The organism is Exiguobacterium sp. s122, from assembly GCF_018618475.1.
Taxonomy (GTDB): Bacteria; Bacillota; Bacilli; order Exiguobacteriales; family Exiguobacteriaceae; genus Exiguobacterium; species Exiguobacterium himgiriensis.
Genome location: NZ_JACSMD010000004.1, coordinates 70,788 through 85,040, shown reverse-complemented (window position 1 = coordinate 85,040; position 14,253 = coordinate 70,788). Strand labels below are relative to the sequence as shown.

Annotated in this window: 15 protein-coding genes; 2 read left to right on the top strand and 13 right to left on the bottom strand. The window is 43.2% G+C overall.

The genetic code is table 11. From position 1 onward, the window contains the following. Positions 1-12: 12 nt before the first annotated feature. The 10 genes from KNP92_RS13950 to KNP92_RS13905 form a co-directional block, all read right to left on the bottom strand. Positions 13-633 carry a hypothetical protein gene (locus KNP92_RS13950; RefSeq protein ID WP_214841523.1) on the bottom strand — a complete coding sequence of 207 codons (621 nt, stop codon included), beginning with the start codon at positions 631-633 and terminating at the stop codon, positions 13-15. 1 nt (position 634) lies between these two features. Next, positions 635-934: a DUF5592 family protein gene (locus KNP92_RS13945; RefSeq protein WP_214841521.1), complete on the bottom strand. Its 300-nt coding sequence runs from the start codon at positions 932-934 to the stop codon at positions 635-637. A 6-nt stretch (positions 935-940) separates the two neighbouring features. After that, positions 941-2,875 carry a pLS20_p028 family conjugation system transmembrane protein gene (locus tag KNP92_RS13940; RefSeq protein WP_260564101.1) on the bottom strand — a complete coding sequence of 645 codons (1,935 nt, stop codon included), beginning with the start codon at positions 2,873-2,875 and terminating at the stop codon, positions 941-943. Between the two features lie 15 nt (positions 2,876-2,890). Then, a complete protein-coding gene (locus KNP92_RS13935) occupies positions 2,891-3,307 on the bottom strand; it encodes a hypothetical protein (protein WP_131472605.1) in 417 nt (138 codons plus the stop codon). A 16-nt stretch (positions 3,308-3,323) separates the two neighbouring features. Next, positions 3,324-3,566 (bottom strand): hypothetical protein, encoded by a 243-nt coding sequence (locus tag KNP92_RS13930; protein WP_012390470.1) that lies wholly within the window; start codon positions 3,564-3,566, stop codon positions 3,324-3,326. Positions 3,567-3,582: 16 nt separating this feature from the next. Then, complete coding sequence (locus KNP92_RS13925; RefSeq protein ID WP_214841517.1) at positions 3,583-5,817, bottom strand: VirD4-like conjugal transfer protein, CD1115 family; 2,235 nt, start codon at positions 5,815-5,817, stop codon at positions 3,583-3,585. A gap of 143 nt (positions 5,818-5,960) precedes the next feature. Further along, positions 5,961-7,061 carry a hypothetical protein gene (locus KNP92_RS13920; RefSeq protein WP_214841515.1) on the bottom strand — a complete coding sequence of 367 codons (1,101 nt, stop codon included), beginning with the start codon at positions 7,059-7,061 and terminating at the stop codon, positions 5,961-5,963. Between the two features lie 66 nt (positions 7,062-7,127). After that, on the bottom strand, positions 7,128-7,352 hold the full coding sequence (locus KNP92_RS13915) for a hypothetical protein (protein WP_214841509.1): 225 nt from the start codon (positions 7,350-7,352) through the stop codon (positions 7,128-7,130). 12 nt (positions 7,353-7,364) lie between these two features. Next, complete coding sequence (locus KNP92_RS13910; RefSeq protein ID WP_051627825.1) at positions 7,365-7,547, bottom strand: hypothetical protein; 183 nt, start codon at positions 7,545-7,547, stop codon at positions 7,365-7,367. A gap of 299 nt (positions 7,548-7,846) precedes the next feature. Continuing rightward, entirely contained in the window at positions 7,847-8,335 is a 489-nt protein-coding gene (locus tag KNP92_RS13905; RefSeq protein WP_214841507.1) for a helix-turn-helix domain-containing protein, read from the bottom strand. A 365-nt stretch (positions 8,336-8,700) separates the two neighbouring features. Here KNP92_RS13905 and KNP92_RS13900 point away from each other — a divergent pair, with 365 nt between their 5' ends. Then, on the top strand, positions 8,701-8,895 hold the full coding sequence (locus KNP92_RS13900; protein ID WP_214841505.1) for a helix-turn-helix domain-containing protein: 195 nt from the start codon (positions 8,701-8,703) through the stop codon (positions 8,893-8,895). A gap of 156 nt (positions 8,896-9,051) precedes the next feature. Further along, entirely contained in the window at positions 9,052-10,476 is a 1,425-nt protein-coding gene (locus KNP92_RS13895; RefSeq protein WP_214841503.1) for an Eco57I restriction-modification methylase domain-containing protein, read from the top strand. A gap of 135 nt (positions 10,477-10,611) precedes the next feature. Here KNP92_RS13895 and KNP92_RS13890 read toward each other — a convergent pair whose 3' ends face one another. Genes KNP92_RS13890 through KNP92_RS13880 form a run of 3 tightly spaced genes read right to left on the bottom strand, consistent with a single transcriptional unit; the run spans position 10,612 to position 14,025 of the window. Then, positions 10,612-11,259 (bottom strand): HNH endonuclease signature motif containing protein, encoded by a 648-nt coding sequence (locus KNP92_RS13890; RefSeq protein ID WP_214841501.1) that lies wholly within the window; start codon positions 11,257-11,259, stop codon positions 10,612-10,614. Beyond that, complete coding sequence (locus KNP92_RS13885) at positions 11,249-11,875, bottom strand: hypothetical protein (RefSeq protein WP_214841499.1); 627 nt, start codon at positions 11,873-11,875, stop codon at positions 11,249-11,251. The genes KNP92_RS13890 and KNP92_RS13885 overlap by 11 nt, the downstream gene beginning before the upstream one ends. Next, positions 11,875-14,025 (bottom strand): ATP-binding protein, encoded by a 2,151-nt coding sequence (locus tag KNP92_RS13880; protein WP_214841497.1) that lies wholly within the window; start codon positions 14,023-14,025, stop codon positions 11,875-11,877. The genes KNP92_RS13885 and KNP92_RS13880 overlap by 1 nt, the downstream gene beginning before the upstream one ends. Positions 14,026-14,253 lie beyond the last annotated feature (228 nt).

The following is a 14,253-nucleotide window of genomic DNA, read 5'->3' as shown; positions in this document are numbered from 1 at the left end:
TCACTCCTTTCTTCAGGCGTCGAGTTGCGGTTTCGTGTTCGGGTTGTTCAGCTGATAGAGCACATGGACTTTTTGGTCGAGCGTCAGCTCGCGCATCGGGTTCGAGCGGCGGAGCAGTTTATAGAGGTGTGTCTTCCGTTCGCGTAGCGTCCGCTCGTCGTCGGCATAAAAAAAGAGGAGATAATCGCGATTGGTGCGATGCTCCTCGAGGTATTCGAGCTCCTGCTTTTTCTTCAACAAGAAGGGCAGGTAGGCCGGTGTCTGATTTTGTCGAATCTGTCGCTCGATGCTGATCTTCTGCCGCTCGAGACTGAGTGGCGTGTTCAGTGGCACGACCTTGAGCGGGTGCGTGTACGCCTGCAGGAGATAGGCGAGGGAGAACACGTCATGGTCTTTTTCCTCCTCGTTCAGTGAATAGATGTCCTTCGAGGTGAGCTGGACCATGTCGAGATAGGTCCCGTCGCGCATCTCGAACGACTCGGTACCGGTGATGTCGACGACCGGCATCAGTTGGGCGACCGTCGGTTTGACGACGACCTTGTCTTTGACCTTCCGTTTCTCGACCATGTCCTGTTCGTCGAGCCAGGTGCCCGTAGGTCTCGGTCCCTGTAGCGTGTCTTCGATGAACGCCATCTCACTCACGTCCTTTCGTGTGCGCGTCGAGCGCGAGATAGGTGTCTTTCCGTTTGATGAGCGCGTAGTAGAGCGCATGGACCATCCGCTTCTGCGGGTTCGTCGCCGGTCTGAGCACCATGAATAGACCGAAGACGACGAGGAAGACCGTGAACGGGATGTGTAGCAAGGACGGGATGAACGGGAGCGTCACGAGGCGGAGCACGATGAGCCCGACGAGGAACAGGAAATCATGCAGATAGAGCATCTTGTTGATCTTCAGTTCGGTCGTGACCTCGTTCGGAATCCGGTATTTGCGCATGGGTCATCACTCCTTTTTCTTCATGTTGTCAGGTTTCGGTGGCGAGGTCGGATAGATCCGTCGTGAATCTTCCTGTTGCTGGCTATGACGGTATGTCTGGTTCTCGCGCACCTGTTCGATGACCTCGGTCTCTATGTCGAGCGCGGTATCCTGATGGATGGTCCGTCGGGCGCGTCCTTGGCGTTTCTCTGTTGTCGAATCATTCGAATCCATCGTAGAGGACGAAGACGAGGATGAGTCGCCTGAAGGTGGTACCTCATGAGGCGTCGGTGTCGTCACGTCATTTCTGTCTACTGATTCATTGTGACGATGGCCTGGTCCGGATGTGGTATCGGTAGACCCGGTGACCGATTCGAGAGTCGACGAAGCAGGGACTGGAGAATGACCAGAACTTGAATGGTCGTGAATCGACTCCGGTCTTTGCGTCTCCGACGACGTTGTTGGATGGTCGGCACGTTCGGTAATCGATTCAGGAGACGTGCGACCCGACGCTTCCTTCACGTTTGGAGAGCCTGGCGCTTCCGATTCTGATTTTTGAGCACTGATTGGTTGCGCAACCTCCTTCGGATTTGTCGGTTTCTCTTTGTCGGTCTGCGTGCGACTTGCGATTTGGTTCTCCTGAGCGACATTATCTGGATCAATGTGTCTCTCGGCGTCCATCCGCTGTGAAGATTGGCTCACCGTATTAAGCGGTGAATCATTTTGCGGCATGGCACTCGAATCCATCCGAGTCGTCGCGGCTTCATGGAGCGATGGCATCTTTGGTGCGCCCTGTGTGGCACGTGCGACCTTCGAGACCGCATGGGCACCTGCCGAGGTCACGCCTTTCCCAGCGGCATAGGCGCTGAGGGCGACACCCCAGCCCCGCTTGAGTCCGGCATCAATCCCGAACAGCCGCTCGACCATGTTGGGCCCGTCAATCAATGCGACCGAGAAGGCGATGAGGGCGATCAGATAGGCGAACCCGTTCAATGTCTCCGCGAGATAGGCAGTCCCAATCGTGTACAGCTTGATGGAGACGAAAATCAAGATAATCACAAGGAACGTGTTCAGAATGCTCTGGATGACCTTCTTCGTCTTTTGACCACTGTGCAGATCGGCCGGTGCGACGAGGATCGCCAGGACATAGTTGAAGGCAAGCTCAAACGAGAGACGTGCCAGTTTGTAGGCGATCGAGAACAGTGTGAAGCCCATGATTCCGAGTGTCACGAAGATGGTTAACCAGTTCGGCTGATAGCGGTAGTAATACTGGTTGTTCCACTCGACGCCACCTTGATCGAGTTTACCGAGGCTTGTCTCTTTTCCGTTCCATAGAATATAGGACTCGGCCAATTTGTTTCCGGTTGCCGATAAGTCATAGTTGTTCTTGTCGAAAATTTCATTGATTCGGATATTATCAATCAACTCAGTCGGAATGGCATTTAATGATTCACCGGTAGCAGCATCAAAATTCTTCGAATCGTGCTCAATCAAATCATGTACATTTCGTTTTAAGATACTCTCAGATAATGAGGCTTCTCCGTCATAAAGCGAATCTGTTCCGATTTCTGCGATTGCTTCATCAGAGAACTCCTGAATTCGGCTCATAGTTGGTGAAAGTAAACCTAAGATCAATAGTGTGATGAACAGGTTGATCAAAAAACTCTCACGTTCAAATTTCTTTTGGAAAATCAACAAGTACCCAGTGAACAAGAAGCTTCCTGCTAAAAGAACATACAAAAAAGGCTGAATCGTAAGAACGAATTCAACCACTTGGTCATTATTGAAGAATGTATTGGTTAATAGGATTTGATTCGTGATTGATTCAAGGCCGTCAATCAAGACTGATAGTCCTCTGACAAGAATCCATCCCATTGAGCGTAGTGCGTCATTGACCATACTACTTATTTGGAGTACGTCTTCGTATTCCTGTAATTTGGTGATTAAATCGGAATCAGCCATTGAAAGACCCCCAATCTACTGAGTCCTAGTAAAGAAGTCCGCTAACTGTTGTTCGTAATTGTCCGCCGTCAACATTCCAACATTGATTTCATCTGTGACGTTTCCATCTTGAATCGAGTATAGAACGGCACCTTTTAGTTCGTCAGTGTATTCAAAGTTACCACGATCGACAAGTTCCTCGCCATCTGGCTGAAACGTATTATAGAGCGTGACTTGTTGATTCTCTTCGTTCGCTACCTCTTTTACGAATTCAACAAATTCTTCGAATTCACCATCTTCTTCTTTTACAATCAGCAAATAGTCATCCTCTTCGGCTGTCATGACCTTCTCAACGTGTTCAATATCACGTTGAACCAAAGACTCATTGGAATTTGAGCAAGCTCCAAGTAAAAACAAGCTGATTCCTAAAGTACCCGCAAGTAGTTTCCTCATAACGTTTACCCCTCCGTCAGACGATTTTCCCCTTTAGTAGATCCGCGACCTTCAGGTTGACCCGGAAGTCGAACTTATCTATTAGTGTAACAGTTTTCGGGGTGTCTGAGGTGTCGTCCTGATAGACGGTCAGAAAGCCGTCGGTCGTCTGGATGTTGAGCACGTCGCCCCGTTCGAGGCGGACGCGTTGCGTCTCGATGATTCTCGCGACGACACGCAATTCGTTCTGGATTCGCTTCTCTCTCGCACTCTCGGCCATGAATTCGGCCTCCTCTCTACGGTGTGCCTTGCTTCAGTTTCTCGAGTCGCTTCGCAATCATCGTACTCAAAAAGCTCTTTTGGCTGTCGGTGACGTCGTAGACTCCTAGGTTCAAGTTCGTCTCGAACTCGGGGAGGGACATCTCGCCGATGTCATGTCCTTCGAACATGGAGCGCAGGATGCTGTCCTGTAGTACGTCACGTACCGGCAATGACTTATCTTCCTGATTCGATGGTGTATTGATTTCCGTCTCGTCTTCTTTCTTTGCGAAGCGGATACGAATCTGTTCGAAGTCGAGACCGGCGTGACGGCAGGGGATGTCGATGTCATGCAGGGAACGATCCGTGTCGAAGTCGTCCGCTAGGTATTCGTAGCGGTACCTCATTGCCGTCCTGCCGGTCAGGAAGATTGGATACGACTGGATACGGCGTTTCTTCGTGTCCTGACGCTTGATGACACGGATGATGAGCATCTCGCCCTCTTTGAGTCCCATGACCTCGGTCGCTGTCATGAGCCGACGGCCGTCCACGTTCTCCGTCTTCGATTTCTTGAGCGAGAACGTCTGCCCGGACCGCGATTTCGTGACGATGGTCGCCTCACCGAGCTTCTTCGAGATCAGTTCGGCGGTCGACTCGTCCGCGGTCAACAGATAGTGTGTGTTCCCACAGTTGCCGTCAATCGTCTTCCAATCCTCTCCGTATAGGTTCTCGAGTTGGGAGTAGGCCTGGATGACGAGGTTGAAGCGCATGTTCCGGCCGAGACAGACTGTGATGATATTGGCCATGCCTTCGATCGGCGGCATGTTGCCGAACTCATCGAGTAAGAAGACTACTTGGCGCTCGCATTTGCCTTGTTTCGTCTGCGAGGCGACCCGGGCGAGCGCCGTGTATACCTGTTTGATGTAGAGCGACGCGATGACGTTGAACGTCGGGTCATAGTCCGGGACGATGAGGAACACCGCCACAGGACGGAGCTGGTGCATCACCTCACGGATCTGTATCGTCCCGTCGATTGCGTAGTGGAACCGTCCACTCTCCTCGTCATGCGCTTCCAGTTGAATCGTCGCAGTGCTTGAGTCAGTCGAGATTTGAACGGCGTCTCCGGTTCTAAGTGACGACGCGTGGTACACGATGAAGCTGCCATCGTCATCGGTCGTGAGCGCATGGGTCGTCCCATCAGGGAACATGAACGTGAGACGTGTCAATGGCTCGCTCCGCCCGCTGATCCAGCGGTTGAATCCGATGCGTCGCATGTCGAGCGAGTTCATCGACGTCAGCTTCCCGGTCCCGTTCAACGTGAAGATACCGAGTTTTGCGTTCGTATTGGCCAGGATACTCGCCCGTGTCTGGCCACCCGAGAAGTGGAGCGTCGCGAACTGGAGCCGGGCGGGATGGTTCTCCGGGAATCGCTGAAAGAACTCGTCGAGCGCGGAGATTTCCTGTCCTTGCCGCGTCACGACCGTCCGTGAGCCGAGGTCCGAGAGCATGAGCGCGACGTTGTACATGTTGATTTTCTCCGGCGTGTCCTTCGCCTCCTCACAGAGCCCGAGGATGAGCGCCGTGCACAGGTCGATGGATGAGTTGGCCCAGAACGGGTCCCGCGCCTTCGGGTCATGGTACAACATGAACGCGACCGAGCGCGCATACTGCTGGGCGAGCGAGTAGTTCTCTTCTAAAAACGCGTCGATTGTCAGCTGCAACAGGTTGTACGACATCGATTGGAGCGGGTTCATCAGATTCAACACCTCGACCTGATACCCGCGTTGCTCGAGCGTTTCCTTCGAGGCGGCGAAGAGCTCGCCTTTCGGGTCGTTGATGATAAGACTGGCCTGATCACTGGCTCGACTGTACAGGTCGATCGTCGAGAACACGAACGTCTCGCCCTTCCCGGATCGGGTCGTCCCGATGACGAGGTTGTTGACGGGGGAGTCATCGATGAACAGCTCGTTCTTGACCCGTCCGACTGGGACACCGCCCAATCCGTCATACCGCTTCTTCCGGTCCGGGACACGACGATACTGTTGCTTCAATTCATCGAATGAGGTGAAGCGGGCGCTCCCTTTTTGATTCTTCCGAAGATCCCGGAAGTTCAGCCATATCTTGCCGAACACGACCAATCCGATGAACAGACTGAACACCATCAGTCCGATCAAGACGGTCGAAGAGGGAAGACTCACCTCCAAGAACATGGAGGGTGAGAGCGTCGGAATCGTCGCCCCGGCCAACAGCCCGTCTTGTAATATCGGGGTCATGATTTGTCGAATGATGTTGTAGACCCCGTTCAGCAGATAAAAAATCCCGGCCGGTAATACCAACAGGCAGAACAGGGCGGGGAAGATCAGACGTATCGAGAATCGTGGTGATAGAGACGGAGTTCTCAATTATTTCACCTACCTTAATCTGAATAAAGAATCGTTTCCAGGTTAACTTCTTCAGCTGCGATCGCGGCTTGAATCTTCTCACGGGCCGATGTGTCCTTGCTAGAGGTCTTCTTCAGTTTCTCGTTCAGTCCGTCGATCGTGGCCGTACTATCTTGATAGTTGTCGATTTTTTCTTGTACGGCAGGGTCGTTCGTCTTGGACGCCCAATCGTTCGCAGCCTCGATGTCCCCGAGATAGAGATAGGCGGTCACTTTCGCGGAGATACGGGGAGCAGTCCACTCCACATTCTCCGTCTTGGCCACGGTCTCATGATCCCGTTCTAGTGTGGCGAGATCGAATGCGCCCTCATCGGTCGGATGTGACGCTTGGAAGTCCTGGAGCCGTTCCAGTTTCTCCTGATCGGATAGATCGAGCGCGGCCAGCTTCGTCTCGATCAGGATCAGGTCATCCGTGAGCTCGAGCGCTTTCTGGTCTTCTCCTTCCGCCAAATAGAGGTCGGCCAATAGGGCATCCTCCTCCTCGGACCGGTCTTTCCGTTCCAGTAAATCGATGAGCGAGGACTCCTCACCTTGGAGCGCTCGTTCGTAAGCATCTAACCACGTCTGTTCAGTACCGGTCACCTGTTCGGCGTGCGCCTCCTTGTCACTGAACCATTGCGCGGCAGTGAAGAGTGAGGTGAATAGAATCCCGGCCGTGGCCGCACCGTAGATGAGGCGACGCTGTAGTCGGGTCAGGCGTGACTGATAGGTCGACGACACGATCGGGTTGGATTTGATGGAATGGCGTTTATAGTCTTCCGGTGTCTCGGACTCGATCTCGTCGAGGATCCACATCTTCTTCGCGTTATCCTCTTTCTTCGTCTGGATTCGTTGTACCCGGTCCTTTACTTGATGGTACAGGTTCGGATAGGTGCCTTCGGTTCCGAATGTGAACGTCCCTCGATACAGCATCTCGTCTTTCTGGTCGAAGAGACGGAAGTCACCGGAACAGCTCGTCCCTTCCTCGCTACGTGCCTGGTGCAGATTATGAGTCGCGACGACCGCTTCGGCGAAGGGGAGCCGTTCATAGTTCTGGATACGTGTGTCCGGTACGTCGGTGAATCGTACAAACAGCATCTCGTTCCTCCTCTCGTTTCAAGCAACAAAAAAAGCCTTCCGATTGGAACGCTGCGTGGGTGTGTATTAGAATTTGATGTTCTGGTCGACCATCTCGGCGAGCGTGAACGCGCCCATGACGATGATCAGGCCGACGGCGCCCCCGACGAGCCAACCGATGGCCTTCGAGCGACCTCGATCCCCGCCGAAGATGAAGTAGAAGCCCCCAATCGCAAATGCGATGGCTGCGGCGATGACGGCAAGTCCCTGGAAGAACTGAAGCAAGCTGAGCCCTGTCTCATTGAGTCCCATGTCGTTCCCTCCTTAGTCCTGGTGCGCCGGCGACTTGAAGCTGAGCTTCGCCTCGAGCGCCTCCATGATGAGTTCCTGGTTGTCCTGGATGACCTGTTGATGTTGTTCGTCGAGCCACTCCTCGTAGTCCTTCCCACGGATGCGTAAGAGTTTCTCAGCGAAGCTACGGTTCTGTTTCTGTTCTTTTGATGCCACAGTACACACTTCCTTCCCTTGATCTCTAGATGTGCAGCAGCACATCATTAAGGACAGTCGGATTCGGTGCGGTGGGTTTCTAGCCGTTCCCCCACGAACTCCGCTCCTCGTTGAATCGAAGGAGCTGTACAGGGTTTTTCGATGACCCGGAACGATGCGGTGACCTTGTGGCGAGTTTTAGGCGACTCTCGCCGAACCATCTGTGCATAGATCCCGCCCACCCGGTCACTGGTGAGGGACACGCCGGTATGTGATTGGATTAGACCATCCTTAAGGATGTGCTGCTGCGTCGATGTCGGTTACTGTCGGACTCTTTTCCGCTTCTTGACGTGGATGAGCTCGTCATCCGGATTTTTACGCTTGGCGAGAACGTGGGCGTCACAGACGACCGTGCGGATCCGGTAGTAGAGTTGCGTCAACTGGACCGCCTCGCCGCTCCCTTTCTCGATGCCGATGAAGCCGTGCAGTTCATATGTCTTCCCGTCGAACGTACGGACCGAGTCGGCCTGCGGCAACTCTTTCAGGTCGAACCGGCGTCGTTCGAGCTTGGTGACGGACCGCTTCGTCCCGTATCCGAAGTCGATGGCGTCCCACGGCACCGTCGCGAGCGTATGTCCGAACGCTCGGGCCAGGTGATCAATATCGGCAATCGACGGCACCGAGCGATTCTGTTCGTACTGACTGATGGCGGGCTGTGAGATCTCTCCAAACGTCTTCTCTGATAGTTCGATCTGTGACCAGCCCGAGAGCCGGCGGTTCTCCTTCAACCACTCCCCGAATCGATACATAAGCCTTCCCCTTTCTGTAAACCAGAGCGGCGACCAAACAGATGTTTCCTTTTGTTGGTTCCAATATAGCAGGGATAGGAATAAAAATCATCAGTTTTCTGATATGTCAGAAATTTTACAGTTGACGATTCTTGTCGAATCCGCTCTATACAAGGGATTAAGAGCGACAGTAACTCAATATTTTTGGTTTTGTAGCACAATTGTAAAAAAATAACGCTTTGATTATAGAAAATAATGACAAGTACTCTGATATCAAGAGATTATGATAGGGTAGAGGAATAGAAGGTTTTTTCAAGAATAACGAATAAAGAGTACTAAGATTGTGGGGTGAGTAAGTGGAATTGAACGAGGCAATCATCGAGCGAATGAAAGAGCTCGCAGCAGAGCGCAACATGACGATCCATCAAGTAATTCAAAAAGGTGGGTTGAATCAAGCTACGATTTCAGAGCTGATGAGTGGTAGGACAAAACATCCGAAAGTGAGTACAATACAAAAGTTTTGTAATGGATTAGATTTGGATATAAGTACTTTTTTTAATACTGCTAAATTCAAAAAATAAATAATCAAAACACAATTCCACATTTTATAATTTTAAAAAAATGTAGTAAAATATATTAAATTGAAAATATAATAGTAAATCAATCAATTAGTTAGTAGGGATATTAAATTGAACATAAAATGTCAGGTATTCACGCCAACAGATATAGTAATCAATATGCTGGATAGTATTGGTTATGATTCTAATATTTTCGGGAAAAAGGTAATAGAAAATGCATGTGGGGACGGGAATATTCTTCGAGAAATTGTAAGAAGATACATAAAAGACGGTTTGAAAAATAAATATAGTCTCGGAGAAATCAAAGAAGGTTTAGAAAATGATATCTATGGGGCAGAAATAGACAAAGTTCATTATTGGAATTGCATTAGCAACTTGAACTCTCTTGTATCTAATTATGGAATTAGTAATGTTTCTTGGAACATTTTAAATTTAGATATTTTAAAACATTCATTCAACTTTCAGTTTGATTATGTAATAGGGAATCCCCCTTACATTTCATACAACGATCTAGACTCTGAAACACGTCTATTTCTTAAAAATAATTTCACTTCTTGTGAAAAAGGGAAATTCGACTACTATTATGCATTTATCGAGAAGAGTATAAACATGTTAGATGTAAATGGAAAATTGATATATTTAGTTCCAAACAATTTTTTTAAAAATGTTTCAGCAAAAAACCTGAGAGAATTAGTTGTACCTTTTTTAACTGATGTCTATGATTACACGACTCATAAACTATTTAAAAATGTTCTGACTTCCTCCTCGATAATTTGTCTGAATAAAAGTACAGATATTGAAAAATTTAATTACCATGATGTTACTAAAAAAAGAAAATACGTTTTTAACAAAAATCATTTGTTCGAAAAGTGGATTTTTTCATCTAAAGCAAACTCAAAAGAGATAACTAATAATCATAGTGTGAGATTTGGTGATTATTTTCAATCTTCTGTAAGTATTGCTACTCTGTATAATAAAGCTTTTGTGATTAAAGATTATTATGTTACAGAAGAGTATGCTTTTGTAAATGAATATAAAATTGAAAAAGAAATATTGAAAAATGCTTATAGTCCAAATAGTTTACGACTCGAAAAAAATGAATTAATTATATTCCCTTATTTTTATGATGAATTTAATAATTTAAAAAGGTATCCTCCTGAAGATTTCATCGAAAGATTCCCATACTGTGTTGAGTATTTAAAACAATTTAAAGAACAACTACTTGAAAGAGATTCTGATGTTAGTTCTCAATGGTATGAGTTTGGACGATCTCAAGCACTACAACATTTAAATCAACCTAAACTATTACTATCTACTCTGGTTACAAAACATATAAAGATATATGAACTTGATACTTCAAGTATCCCCTATTCAGGTATATATATAGTGCCAAAAAAAGATACTAGTCTGCATATAGCTAAAAAGATTTTGAACAGTGAAGATTTTCACAATTATATTTTGAACGTTGGAATCAATGTAAATGGTAACTCAATTCGTATTTCTTCAACTGATATTAATAACTATATGTTTAATCCTGATTTACATCCGGAACTTCTTCCTACAGGTAATGTTAAAACGTGTTAAACAAATACAATAGCACCTTAATTACGATGAAAGCCCCTAAATTTAATAGTCATTTGAAACCATTACAAATTTTTCATATTTTTTATTTAAAAGAGTTACAGCTCAAAACCCTTTTGAGCTGTAACTCTTTTAATTTTAGGATACTCTCCTTCTTTTATCTTCAATTGATAAAATAAGTTGATGTAATTTCATAATTTCAGCACGGTCATTATATCTTTCGCAAAAATCTTTCATCTCCATTATTAAATAGTCTAATCTTTTTAGCTGACTATCTAGCTTTAAGACCCGATAAAATTTTGAAACCATTTCATTTGTACTATACTCTGGATGAATTTTTATTGAATAGTCATTTTCTCGAACATAAATTTCATGAAGTTTATTTCTATCTGGATGGATAAGATCCAGACTTGTTTCTTCACATATAAAATTACTTTTTGCTCTATTGCATGATTTACAGCTATTCACTAAGTTATCTATACCATTAATGTAGCGTGAATCGTAATCTGGCAACTCTTTTTTTAGGACTTCTTTTGGAATAAAGTGATCCACCTCAAAGTTAGAGGAATCAATAACTTGAATACTTACTCCACAATAAATACATTTTTCATAATACATTTCTCTGAATTTATAATTCAATTCATTTTGTTTAACACTTACATGATCATATACATTCCATGCCTTAGGATGAACAGAGGAAAAAAAAACTAAAAAATCAGCTTTCTTACTATTTATACTAAAATCACATTCTTTATAGGACGTGTTTCTATAATCTTTAATCTTCATAGCTAACTTTTACCTCGTTAAAAAGCTCAATTAATTTATCCAAATCTTCCTTTTCAAATAAAGCTGTGTCATTGATCCCAGCAATTGTAGACTGAATCGTAGCTACAAGTATTGGATCTACTTCTTTTTCCTCTTCTAACTGATCTAACACATTAAATTCTTCTAGTGTACTCAGCACATTTTTATCTATTATGGGAGAGAGTTTTTCAGTATAAAATTCTTTAGCCAACTGTCTATTATTTTTACCTAATTCTGATTTATACTTTGGTACGGTCTGCGAAACTTCGTCAGGTTCATTCTGACTAATAACAATAGTTTTTATAAATGGAAGAATTTGTTTAAGAATAATTTTAAACTGCTCTCCGGTGAACTTACTTAATTCAGATTTCTGATTTTCAAATAATCTTGAATCTATGATTATAATATTTGCAGTATTGATTAGTGGATTTGCTAATAAAGTTTTATAGTTGTCACTAGGCTGAAATTCATATTCAGTGGGCTTTAATATGTAATTCATAGTATTAACTGAAGTCACTGTTCTACAGTATTCAACTATAAATCTATTAAGCATGTTATCAATCATATCGTCTATATAACAGATGTTAATTGTCTTCATCACACATCTCTTCCTTTCAATGAAAATTCTAAATTAAATCCATTGTCGCCTGTAATATTTAGAATTTTACCTTTATATGTGTATATAGTATTTTCTACAATCCACATTCCAAGTCCATGTCCGTTATTTCTAGATGTTTCATGGACTTCCAAAATTCTAAATGGATCATTTTGATACTTTTTATCCAGTCCGATTCCATCATCCGAGTATAAAACATCAAAATTATCAGTATTACACTTAAATTCAATATTAATATTTAGATTGTCTTTCATCTCGTTATGCTGAATGCTATTAAGTATCAAATTATCAAATATAACTTCAAGAACATCATCTGAAATTTCATAGGGTTTTTCAAGTTCGTTTTTAATTATTAGATTTATATTTATCCAGCTATATTGGCTTTCCCATGTATGTTTAATGTTATCCATAACACTTTGAATAGAACTCATCTTCTCTTCAAATTTTTTCTTTTCAATTTTGCTTAATATTATTTCTAAAAATGCTAATAATCTTAAGTTAATAGTCTGCAGATCATTAAGTAATTTAGGAACATTATTATAAGAGTGCTGAGTATATTCTTCTGAATTTAATCTATCCCAAAAATCATATTCCACAAGAGCTTCAATTATGTCTTCGAAACCTGAGCTCAAGAAATTTTTTTTATTATGCAGTTCGTGGGCAAGTGCACTTGATCTTAGCCCCTGTGTAGACAAAACATTTAAAATTCTTACATCGTATCTATGTTTTTCTTCTTTTTCTTTGTAAACTTTTTTACTCTCTATATTTTCTTTCTTGATATCTTTAATTTCTACAGCAATTTCAACAAGATCCTCTTTAGTCATTTTTTTAATTTGATCAGGTTTTTTTAGAAACTCATTTAACTTTTTATTTTCTTGGCGTTTTTCAACATTTTTCAACAAATTATAATTATCAATCTTTCTAATAATAGATTGTCGGTATCTTTCGAATCTACTAATACCAAAGTTTATAATACTTTTAAATATCTCATAATGAACGTTTTCATCTAGGCCTTGTCTATTTGCTAAATCGATTAAATTATCGTTTACAACCTTATCTATATTCACCATTCCATATAATTGATTTTTTCTTACCCTCCAACTCCCATTAGGGTGAGTCGCGGCGGCAGGTGATTTTCTTGCACGATCCGTAATTTCGAGCCAATCTTTGCTTCCTTCATGAGAAGCAATACTAAAGTCATTTCGATATAGTATTACACCGGTATTTATTCCCACTAAACCATTATGTTTATAAAAGAATTTTTTTGCATTTTCTTTTGTAGATCTCTCTAAAATAAAGTATAGTTCGGCATTGAAATCTCCAACTTGCCTTAATAAATTTGTCTTTTGCTCATCACTTTCAAAAATGTTTGAACTAGTAAATTCATCATTTAAATTAAAAGTGTCATTATAGGTAAAGAAATCCTTACTTTTAATAATACTTTCAACTTCAGGAGTAAATTCATCTGAGACAACAGAGACATTTATCTCTTGTGTCTCACTTACATATTTAAGTGTTATCTTGGATACATAATCTTCACCAATTTGAATATTATTAAATATCGGTTTTATTTCAAAACTATTATCTTCAAAAACAATACTTATAGTCATTTCTGTACTTTTATAAGCACGGTTCAAAAAATCCTGTAATTTTCTCACATCTTTTTCGCGCCATGTATCTCTTAAATCACTAATCTCAATAGTTGTCCCAATTTCGAGATCCTTTACGCTTTCATTTATAAGAGAATTTTTGGTCCAATTAGTTTCCCATATAACTGGAGAGCTTTCATTTTTTTTAGAAATCACTTTGGCATGGTTCCCTAATCTCGCAAGCGCGAATCTTCCGACACCTTTGGATCCTGCAAGGACTCTATTTGATTCAGGATCTTTATACTTTTTATTGCTTTTTCCGACATGCATCCAATGTAATTTAATATCCTCTTCATTCATCCCTTTTCCTTTATCAGAGATAGAAATGAAATCTTCACAAATTTTAATCACACAAAATTCAGATCCAGCATCATAACAATTTTTAATTAATTCATAGATTGCGGATTCTTTTGTAGAGAAGTTTTGCCTCCCTAACAATTCAGCTATTTCGCTATCTTCAATTGTAAAAGTTAATTCCTCCATTAAGATTTTACCTCCTATATAATAAAAACTTTTAATTGGATTATTCTTGTCAATAATTAGTATATATAAAAATAATGAATTTATACATAATTTTATAACTTGTGATAATATAAGATTATCACAAGTGTTAATAATTTAGTTGTACTTAAATATATAAATGTAATACATATTTTTTAATCAATTCATCTAATTACAAACGTATTTTAAATATAAATACATATGTATTAC

Coding starts and splice junctions, on each gene's coding strand:
- KNP92_RS13885 (WP_214841499.1), bottom strand. CDS start 11,875: ATGAAGACAATTAACATCTGTTATATAGACGATATGATTGATAACATG.
- KNP92_RS13900 (WP_214841505.1), top strand. CDS start 8,701: ATGAAAGAGCTCGCAGCAGAGCGCAACATGACGATCCATCAAGTAATT.
- KNP92_RS13935 (WP_131472605.1), bottom strand. CDS start 3,307: ATGAGGAAACTACTTGCGGGTACTTTAGGAATCAGCTTGTTTTTACTT.
- KNP92_RS13915 (WP_214841509.1), bottom strand. CDS start 7,352: ATGGGACTCAATGAGACAGGGCTCAGCTTGCTTCAGTTCTTCCAGGGA.
- KNP92_RS13940 (WP_260564101.1), bottom strand. CDS start 2,875: ATGGCTGATTCCGATTTAATCACCAAATTACAGGAATACGAAGACGTA.
- KNP92_RS13895 (WP_214841503.1), top strand. CDS start 9,052: ATGCTGGATAGTATTGGTTATGATTCTAATATTTTCGGGAAAAAGGTA.
- KNP92_RS13880 (WP_214841497.1), bottom strand. CDS start 14,025: ATGGAGGAATTAACTTTTACAATTGAAGATAGCGAAATAGCTGAATTG.
- KNP92_RS13945 (WP_214841521.1), bottom strand. CDS start 934: ATGCGCAAATACCGGATTCCGAACGAGGTCACGACCGAACTGAAGATC.
- KNP92_RS13890 (WP_214841501.1), bottom strand. CDS start 11,259: ATGAAGATTAAAGATTATAGAAACACGTCCTATAAAGAATGTGATTTT.
- KNP92_RS13925 (WP_214841517.1), bottom strand. CDS start 5,817: ATGACCCCGATATTACAAGACGGGCTGTTGGCCGGGGCGACGATTCCG.
- KNP92_RS13950 (WP_214841523.1), bottom strand. CDS start 633: ATGGCGTTCATCGAAGACACGCTACAGGGACCGAGACCTACGGGCACC.
- KNP92_RS13920 (WP_214841515.1), bottom strand. CDS start 7,061: ATGCTGTTTGTACGATTCACCGACGTACCGGACACACGTATCCAGAAC.
- KNP92_RS13905 (WP_214841507.1), bottom strand. CDS start 8,335: ATGTATCGATTCGGGGAGTGGTTGAAGGAGAACCGCCGGCTCTCGGGC.
- KNP92_RS13930 (WP_012390470.1), bottom strand. CDS start 3,566: ATGGCCGAGAGTGCGAGAGAGAAGCGAATCCAGAACGAATTGCGTGTC.